We start from the raw sequence: 8,435 nt of genomic DNA, 5'->3' as shown, positions 1-8,435 counted from the left end.
TTGACAACAAAGCTGAGAAAGTACCGCTCGCCACCATAAACCTTGACAACTCTGGCTGACTGGGGGCAACCGGTATACCCCCTGTCCTAACTTCCACCACGATAACCGTAAAAGTAGCCGGAAGCACACTAGGCAAATCCAGAGCCGCCCACAGTAAAACAGGGTAGGGTTCGAGGGATCCCGACGTGCGTTTTGATACTTATGACCCAGGTGAAGGTTTTTACGATGAGCTGTTTGTGGGGCGCGGTCGGCCTCGCCCTGAGGCGATCCCGCTGATTGAGCGCCTGCATTCGCTGGGAGAAGGAGAGCTGCAGCAGCGGCAAGCGGCGGCCCAGGCAGCCCTCTTTCAGATGGGGGTAACCTTCAACGTCTATGGCGACAGCCAGGGCACGGAGCGGATTTTCCCCTTCGACATCATTCCCCGCATCGTCTCAGCCTCTGAGTGGCAGCGGCTGGAGCAGGGTCTGAAGCAGCGCATCCATGCCCTGAACCTGTTTATCGACGACGTCTATCACGACCAGAAGATCCTCAAGGATGGGGTGATCCCTGCTGAGCTGGTCGAGACGGCCAAAGGATTCCTGCGGCCTTGTATTGGGCTCAACCCGCCGGGGAGAATTTGGTGCCACGTCACCGGCACCGACCTGGTGCGGGATCGGGACGGGACTTGGTACGTGCTGGAAGACAACCTGCGCTGCCCCTCGGGCATTTCCTATGTGCTGGAAAACCGGCGGGTGATGAAAAGCACCTTTCCCTCGCTGTTTAACACGATGGGGATCCGCCCGGTGGACGACTACCCCAGCCACTTGTTGGATACCCTCCTCAATCTGACGCCGCCGCACCTGGCCAACCCGACAGTGGTGGTGCTCACCCCCGGCATCTACAACTCCGCCTACTTCGAGCATTCTTTTCTGGCCCAGCAGATGGGGGTGGAGCTGGTGGAAGGACGGGATTTGGTGGTGGCCGATGGCTATTTGCAGATGCGCACCACCAAGGGCCTGCAACGGGTGGATGTAATCTACCGCCGCATCGACGATGACTTCATCGATCCGCTGGTCTTTCGCCCCGATTCCCTCTTGGGGGTACCCGGCCTGTTTGAGGTCTATCGCTCGGGTCGGCTGGCAATTGCCAATGCCTTGGGGACAGGAGTGGCAGACGATAAGGTCATCTACGCCTATGTGCCCCAGATGATCCGCTACTACCTGGGAGAAGAAGCGATTTTGCCCAATGTGCCCACCTACTTGTGTTGGGATCCCAAGGATCAAGCTTATGTGCTGGAGAACCTGGACAAGTTGGTGGTGAAGGCGGCCAATGAGTCGGGCGGTTACGGCATGCTGATGGGACCGCGGGCCACACCGGAGGAGCGGGCCGCTTTTGCCGAGAAAATCCGCGCCCAGCCCCGCAACTACATCGCCCAGCCCGTCGTGTGTCTTTCCCGCGTGCCCACCCTCGTGGATTGGGGAGAGGGGCTGAGGCTGGAGCCCTGCCATGTGGATCTGCGGCCCTACATTCTCTACGGCAAAGAGATCTACGTTCATCCCGGCGGCCTAACCCGCGTGGCCCTCAAAAAGGGATCCCTGGTGGTCAACTCCTCCCAAGGGGGCGGCAGCAAAGATACCTGGGTGCTCTGCGGGGATCCCCGCTGCTGAGGGGTAGGCTTAGGCCGGAGCAGCAGGGCCCGGCCATCTGGCGAAACGACGGGCGTGTTGCAGCGCCAAATCCACATAGTGCTCAGCGTGGCGGCGCAACTGCTCCACCTCTTGGTCTGTCAGGGTGCGGATGACCTTGGCCGGGATCCCGACTGCCAAAGAGCGGGGCGGCAGCGAGCGGGTGACCACCGCTCCAGCCCCGACCATGCTGCCCGCCCCGATGGTGACTCTGTTGAGGATGACGGCCCCAATCCCCACCAGGGATCCCGCCTCGATGTGGGCGCTGTGGATGACGGCCCGATGGCCGACGGTGACCTCCTCGCCGATGCAGGTCGGCTGCTCCGGATCCCCGTGCAGGATCGCCCCGTCTTGAATGTTGCTGCGGCGGCCAATCACAATCGGCGACAGATCCCCTCGCAAAATGGCCCCGTACCAGATGCTCACCCCTTCCGAGAGCTGCACATCGCCAATCAGCGTGGCATTGGCGGCCACAAAGGCTGCCTGGTCGATCCCTCGCGGCTGCTGCTCCAACCCCACTCTCCAACCAGCAACAACTTCCATCAATCCTACCGCCAGTAACGGTGCGGCAATTCCCGGCTTCCCCAGTGCTCTGCACCGCCTTTGCCCCGGCAGCTGACCAGATGCAAGCATACAACAGCCGTGAAAGAGATTAACCCCCCTCTCCCAAAGGGAGAGGGGCTGGGGGTGAGGGTCATCCCTTTGGGAGAGGGGCCGGGGGTGAGGGGTTTCGGCTAAGCTTGGCGCTGCAGGAGCAGAGGGGGGTCAGCCGTCTGCAAAGGGCGAATGGCAAAGAAACTTTCGTAGATGCAATCGCCAACGTAATTCATTTGCAATTGCAACTTGTCGAGAAATTCGTGTAAGCCCTGCTCCATAATATCGTCAATGGTGAGATAATCCAGCTCAGAGCGCAGCCGTCCCAAAGTCCGCTCACTGGGATCCCGCCAAGTATCAGCAGGGGTTCCAGTAATCTGGTGTAGGGAGCGATCGGCGTGAATGAGACAAAACTGAATGGAGCGGGGAAATTGCCGATCCAAAATCAGGAAAGAGGCCACCTCTCTAGGGTTAATGCGGTGTTGGCGGCTGTATTTTCGATACATTTCATAAGCGCTGGCCGACTTTAGGAGAGCAATCCACTGCAATTCATCCAGGGGCGTGCCCACATCCTGTACAGAAGGCAGCAAAATAAAATACTTAACATCCAGAATGCGAGCCGTTTTGTCGGCCCGTTCCAAAAGGCGGCCGATTTGTCCAAAGTGCCACCCCTCCCCGTGGGTCATGGTGGCATCCATCACCCCAGCAAAGAGATGGCTGGCCAGCTTGACTTCCGTGAAGAAATCGTGGAGCTGGCTCAGATGCGGCCACTGTTGAGCAGCTTCCTTCACCATTAAGTAGAAGCGATTCACCCGCTCCCACATTTCCGAAGAAATGATCTCCCGCACAGAGCGGGCATTTTCCCGTGCCAGCCGCAAGCAGGAAAAAATCGAGTTGGGATAATCCCTATCAAAAGCCAGAAACTGGATCACCGTTTCCTGGGTCGCCTGGCCGTAGCGCTGGTAAAACAGCTCCTGATCCCCAGTGGTGGAGATGATGGGATCCCATTGCTGAGCTGTGCCACTAGGTGAGTCGAGGATGAGGTTTAGGTTGACATCGATAAAACGGGCAATGTTCTCGGCCCGCTCCACGTAGCGGTTGAGCCAGTAGATGGAATCGGCCACGCGACTCAACATGGTGTTGCCTCCTCTGTTGTCCTCAACCCCAACAGACGGAGCAGCCGCCGCAGCTCCACCAGCAGCACTCCTGCCACGCCGGTCAGGATCCAGCCCAGCCAGTCCGCCGCCGTGCCCAAGTAGCGCACCTCCACGCGGTGCTCCCCCGGCGGGATCCGCACTTGCAACAGCCCTGGCTCGTTGTATTCAGCAGCTCTGAACCGTCCATCAATTTGTACCCGCCAGGCGGGGTAGTAAAACGTGCGCAAGACTACAGCTTGCTCCTGACCGGTGGGGTTAAGCGCCCGAAAGCGACGGTAGCCGTAGCGCCACTCTTCCACCTGGAGCCGCGCCGCCGGATCCTCTACCTCGCCTTGCCACTGCAGCAGCGGATCCACCTGTGGGGGCGGCATGGGCAGCGTCGCCTGGCGGGGCCGGTATTCCAGCGCATCCACCAGCGCCAGCCCATCGGGAAAGCGCCAGTGCATGTGCAAGAAAGCAATGCCCGGCCGCTCTTGGGGCTCGTTGGGGAACTGCTTGGCTGCAGCGAGTTCTTGAAAAGTTTGGACAAGCGGCGGATCAAAGCCGGCTTTGGACACCAGTTGCAAGCCCTGCCAGGTTTGGACTGCCATGGCCAGGCCGAGCCCCACCAGCAAAGGGAGCCGCCAGCGCTTGTGCCCCCATCCCCACCCAGCTAGAGATCCCACTAGCCAAGGCACGGTTACCGCCGTCACCGCCATCCAGCGCCAGGAGAACTGAATCCGCCGCAAGGGCAAAACCCACTCGTAGAGCCAAGCCAGCAGATCCGTCATCATCAGCAGCGCCACCAGGCTGGCTCCCAGGCTGTAGAGCAGGGTGGCTCTGGCAAGAGATTCGGCAGCGCCACTTTCCTGGCAGGAGAAACTCCTCCCCGACCGGCGGGCCAGCCATTCTAGAAAAACCAGGATCCCAACCCCTCCCAGAACCGCCGCCATCCAAACCCAGTACCCCACCAGGTTGCTCTCAAACCAGTGCTCTGTCCAGCGCGGCTGCAGCTGCATGAGCCCGCTCACCATCAGGCGATGGTGGGGCGTATACTCGTCGGTAAAGTTGACAAAATCCACCTGGACATGCCGCTGATCCCAAAAGGCCGGCAGCAGATAAAACGCCGTCCACCCCAGCCCCAGCCCAAACCCCAGGTAGCAGCGCCCCACCCTGGGCCAGAAGGGATCCCTTCCCCCCACCACCCAAGGCAGAGGCAGCCAAATCAGGGTCAACACCAGCAAGGTGGGCAGGTGGGACAGCGCCAGCAGGCCATAGCTCAGGGCCAAAGCCGCAACCGGCCAGATGGACTGGAGCCGGCAGATCGTCTGCAGCGAGGCCCAGAAAACCCAGGGGGAGACGGCAATGGCCCACACTTCCCCTATAGCTCCCCTTTGGTAGATATCCACCAGCCAATAGGGGCCGGCCATGCTCAGCAGGGCCAAGACCAACGCCAAAGCCCAAGGAAGCACCTGCCGCAGCAGAAGGTACAGCCCCAGCCCCAAGACCGCCATCGCTAGGCCCATGCTGGCCACCAAAGAGCCGAGCATGTCCAGCCCCAGGGCTCGAAAGGGCAGGGTGGCCACCATACACAGGGGCGGATAGAAGGCAAAGGTGGGGTTGCCATAGCCAAAGTTGGAATACTCCAGCCAGCGGGGGTAAAACTGCCCGCCGAAAAACTGGCGCTGATACTGGAAGGTCCAATTGAGATTGAAGTGGGTGGAATGGGTGATGGGGTAGCCCCGCTGCAGCATTGGCCAGAGCAGTGCCAGCACCCCGGCCAGCAGCGCGATCCCGATAAGCCCTCCCGGTTGGTGCAACCTCTTCAACATCTCACTGGGACGGTCTATTCTGATCGAACCCAGAAGGCCCGGAACTTCCCCCATACTTGCGCAACAGGCGGATATTCTCGATCACCATCGCCTTTTCCAAAGCCTTGGCCATGTCGTACAGGGTGAGGGCAGCCACTGCAACCGCCGTCAAAGCCTCCATCTCCACTCCGGTGGTGATGCTGGTCAAGGGGAAAGGATGACACAGCGGGATCAGTTCGGCGGTGCGCTTGGCGGCCATGATCCCGGCCAGCCGAGCCGCTTCCACCACATTCCCTTTGGGCCCTTGATCGGCCAAAATGGCCTCTAAAGTCCTTTCTGGCCTACGTACCTGCCCTTGGGCAGTGGCCAGACGGGCAGCCAGGGGCTGATGTCCCACTTCCACCCTCTGTACCCGACCGGAAGCGTCCAGGTGGGTGAGGGTTGGGCCAACATCAGAGGTCAAATCCGACGGCACCCCAGCCTCCTGCAATCCTTGAAAGCTGCAACAGCCGGCTCAGGCTCCAGTGAAGTCGTCAAATCAGCAACCAAGCCCTCAACTTGAGAACTGTTAGTAGCGAATCCAAGCATAGGCGGCATCGGAGAGCACCGGCACCTCGGCATAGTGACCGCGCACGTTCTGCACCCAAGCATAAAGGGTGACAGCGATTACCCCAAGCAGGGCAGTGGTGGCCAAAATGCTAACAAGCGCTGCCAAACCAAGGCTGCCAAAGAGCATAGCGAACACCTGCATCAACACTTGCACCAAAAACAGGGCAATGTTGAGCAGCAGCGCCTGCATCGTGTTGAAGCGAACAAAATGGGCGACGCGGCCGTTGCGGATTACGAAAAAGAGTAGGGCAAAAAACAGCCCCATGCCCAGCCAGCCCGTGGCCAGAGGCAGCAAACGCAGCAGCGGACTAAAAATGGGGATCAAACCTGGCAGAGATTGAAACAAACCAGAGGGCACAAAGCCGAAGGGCAGAGCCGATACCAACGGCAAAAGGTAGGGAAGGGATCCCCACAGCCGATCCATGGGAGTGATGTTGCCGCGCCGGGTCATAATCCGTCGATCCCCTTAGTGCAGTGGTTCTGGAGTCTGCTCGTTGGTACGCTTTCAGAATTTATTAAACGGCACCTAAGCATTGCGCTTATTGTAGTCGATGAAGTTGGCTGGCTCAACGCGCTTAGCCGCAAGCTCGCCTCTGCTTCCCAGTGAGAGGGAAACTGTTTAGGATGAGCATCTTGCAGGATCGGGGTTGATATAATCGACAGCAATTCCCACCCACAGTGATTTTTGGCCTCTGCCATGAAGATCTTGCCATCTCTCTCTGCTCGCCTCTTGGGAGCTTTTCTCTGGCAAGCTTGGTCTGCACTTGTCGGCTTTTTCAACGACCGCCTGCTGCCGGAGCGCTTCCACGTTCGTCCTGAGACTTTGCCGGAGGGGCTGGCCCAGCTTTGGGCCCGTTACCTGTGCTACCGGCAAGCTTCTCGTCCAGGGGCAATCCAGTTTCGCGGCTTGACGGTCGATCCCGGCCACCCTCTCCGCGCGCTTCACAGGGGAGCTCAGCCGGTTCGCTACCGCGGCTGCTGGGTGGAAACAGCAGCGGGCGAGCCCTTCCCCGAACTGGGCACCGAACGAGTCTTTGTGCCCCCCTACTGGAGGCTGCTCAATACGCTGCGTCTGAAGTTGAACTTGGCCGATCTCGATCGTTATCCCGTCAAGCTGGCGCTGCAGCGGGTCTACCGCGGTCGAGAGTTCTAAATCCTCTGGAAGGAGGGTGTGCTGCCGGCAGGGATCCCAGTGTGAGTTGGGATCCCCTTTTTGGCTGTTGGGTTGGACTAATGAGAAGGGCTGCAAAAAACTTAAGGCCACTTTCCGGAGGTGGGATAAGACCGCCTACAGTGGATAGAGAAGGATATTGAGCTTTGTTATGTCCAAAAGCGGCGTGCTCCTGCTGAACTTGGGGGGACCAGAGACCCAGGCTGATGTGCAGCCCTTTCTCTACAACCTCTTTGCCGATCCGGAGCTAATCCGTCTACCCTTTCCGTTTTTGCAGGGGGCGTTTGCCTGGGCTATCTCCACGCTGCGAGCTCCCAAATCCCGGCGCAACTACGCGGCTATTGGGGGCGGATCCCCCCTGCGGCGCATCACCGCTGAACAGGCGCAAAAGCTGCAGGCCCAACTGGTGGCGGAGGGCTACGATGTGCCGGTGTATGTGGCCATGCGCTACTGGCACCCGCTGATCGAGTCCGTGGTGCAGCAGATCAAGTCGGACGGGATTACCCGCCTGGTGGTGCTGCCCCTGTACCCGCAGTATTCCATCAGCACGACCGGCTCCAGCTTCAAACTCCTGGATCACCTCTGGGCCGAGGATCCGGAGCTGGCTCGCATCGAGCGCCGCCAGATCTGCTCTTGGTACGATCAGCCCCAGTATGTCCAGGCCATGGCTAGGGCCATCCGGCAGCAGTTGGATGCGTTTGCAGATCCAGCAAGCGTTCACGTGCTCTTTAGCGCCCACGGCATTCCCGAAAGCTATGTTACCCAGGCCGGGGATCCCTACCAGCAGGAGATGGAGGCCTGTGTCCAGCTCATCTGGCGCGAAGTTGGGCGCCCCAATCGCTACACCCTCTCCTATCAAAGCCGAGTGGGCTCCGTGCGCTGGCTGCAGCCCTACACCGAGACAGTGATCCCGGAACTGGGCGCTCAGGGAGTAAAGCAACTGCTGGTGGTGCCGATTAGCTTTGTGTCGGAGCACATCGAAACTTTGCAGGAGATCGACATCGAGTATCGGGAGCTGGCCCACCAGACTGGGATCCGCGAGTTTCGCCGCGTGCCAGCGCTAAATGCCGATCCCCTGTTTATTGCCGGCCTGGTGGCGCTGGTGCGGCCCCATCTGCTCACTTCAGCGCCTGCGTTTGCGCCGGCGGCGGTGGGCGGCTCACTGCTGGAGCGTTAGGCAAAAGGGATCCGGCGAGGCCGCGAGCAGGTCTGGGCAAGCAAGGGCCAAATCCCCCAAAGCCATTGTGGGCAGCCTGGGGATCCTAGCCCTTCAAATCCATCTAGGAAGTCTCCCCGCTATACCCAATCGATGAGCAAAGCCCTGCTGACCGAGTGGCTGCTGACCTATTTCTACCAACGGCTGCCCTTTCCCAAAGAGTGGCTGCCCCAGGGGAGTTACTGGGTGGGGGGATCCCTGCGGGATGCCTACCTAGCTTGGCTGCGGGGCCAG

At 59.9% G+C, this 8,435-nt stretch carries 8 protein-coding genes; 3 read left to right on the top strand and 5 right to left on the bottom strand.

The genetic code is table 11. From position 1 onward, the window contains the following. Positions 1-185: 185 nt before the first annotated feature. The gene (locus NW841_RS10580) at positions 186-1,646 is read left to right on the top strand and encodes a circularly permuted type 2 ATP-grasp protein (protein ID WP_414335409.1); all 1,461 of its coding nucleotides are present in this window, start codon (positions 186-188) and stop codon (positions 1,644-1,646) included. A 9-nt stretch (positions 1,647-1,655) separates the two neighbouring features. On the opposite strand, the gene NW841_RS10575 is transcribed toward NW841_RS10580, so the two are convergent. The 5 genes from NW841_RS10575 to NW841_RS10555 all read right to left on the bottom strand — a co-directional run bounded on the left by NW841_RS10575 (position 1,656) and on the right by NW841_RS10555 (position 6,265). Continuing rightward, positions 1,656-2,207, bottom strand: a complete 552-nt coding sequence (locus NW841_RS10575) for a gamma carbonic anhydrase family protein (protein ID WP_414347985.1) — start codon at positions 2,205-2,207, stop codon at positions 1,656-1,658. A 191-nt stretch (positions 2,208-2,398) separates the two neighbouring features. Further along, positions 2,399-3,394, bottom strand: coding sequence for an alpha-E domain-containing protein (locus NW841_RS10570; protein WP_414371839.1), 996 nt, complete (start codon positions 3,392-3,394; stop codon positions 2,399-2,401). Beyond that, positions 3,388-5,226, bottom strand: coding sequence for a hypothetical protein (locus NW841_RS10565; RefSeq protein ID WP_414386333.1), 1,839 nt, complete (start codon positions 5,224-5,226; stop codon positions 3,388-3,390). Before NW841_RS10565 ends, NW841_RS10570 begins: the two co-directional genes overlap by 7 nt. Position 5,227: 1 nt before the next feature. Then, positions 5,228-5,668, bottom strand: coding sequence for a cyclic pyranopterin monophosphate synthase (locus tag NW841_RS10560; protein WP_414386331.1), 441 nt, complete (start codon positions 5,666-5,668; stop codon positions 5,228-5,230). A 105-nt stretch (positions 5,669-5,773) separates the two neighbouring features. Next, complete coding sequence (locus tag NW841_RS10555; protein ID WP_414364357.1) at positions 5,774-6,265, bottom strand: Tic20 family protein; 492 nt, start codon at positions 6,263-6,265, stop codon at positions 5,774-5,776. A 246-nt stretch (positions 6,266-6,511) separates the two neighbouring features. On the opposite strand from NW841_RS10555, the gene NW841_RS10550 reads away from it, so the two are divergent. Next, positions 6,512-6,967 carry a hypothetical protein gene (locus NW841_RS10550; protein WP_414364358.1) on the top strand — a complete coding sequence of 152 codons (456 nt, stop codon included), beginning with the start codon at positions 6,512-6,514 and terminating at the stop codon, positions 6,965-6,967. A 169-nt stretch (positions 6,968-7,136) separates the two neighbouring features. Further along, positions 7,137-8,162: a ferrochelatase gene (gene hemH / locus NW841_RS10545; RefSeq protein WP_414386330.1), complete on the top strand. Its 1,026-nt coding sequence runs from the start codon at positions 7,137-7,139 to the stop codon at positions 8,160-8,162. Positions 8,163-8,435 lie beyond the last annotated feature (273 nt).

Source organism: Synechococcus sp. H60.3, from assembly GCF_047462295.1.
Taxonomy (GTDB): Bacteria; Cyanobacteriota; Cyanobacteriia; order Thermostichales; family Thermostichaceae; genus Thermostichus.
The sequence above is the reverse complement of the archived record's forward strand: the minus strand, read 5'-3'. Positions and strand labels throughout refer to the sequence as shown.

Excerpts from the sequence above, each read along its gene's own strand:
- NW841_RS10575 (WP_414347985.1), bottom strand. The coding sequence starts at position 2,207 with ATGGAAGTTGTTGCTGGTTGGAGAGTGGGGTTGGAGCAGCAGCCGCGA.
- NW841_RS10570 (WP_414371839.1), bottom strand. The coding sequence starts at position 3,394 with ATGTTGAGTCGCGTGGCCGATTCCATCTACTGGCTCAACCGCTACGTG.
- NW841_RS10565 (WP_414386333.1), bottom strand. The coding sequence starts at position 5,226 with ATGTTGAAGAGGTTGCACCAACCGGGAGGGCTTATCGGGATCGCGCTG.
- NW841_RS10555 (WP_414364357.1), bottom strand. The coding sequence starts at position 6,265 with ATGACCCGGCGCGGCAACATCACTCCCATGGATCGGCTGTGGGGATCC.
- NW841_RS10550 (WP_414364358.1), top strand. The coding sequence starts at position 6,512 with ATGAAGATCTTGCCATCTCTCTCTGCTCGCCTCTTGGGAGCTTTTCTC.
- hemH (WP_414386330.1), top strand. The coding sequence starts at position 7,137 with ATGTCCAAAAGCGGCGTGCTCCTGCTGAACTTGGGGGGACCAGAGACC.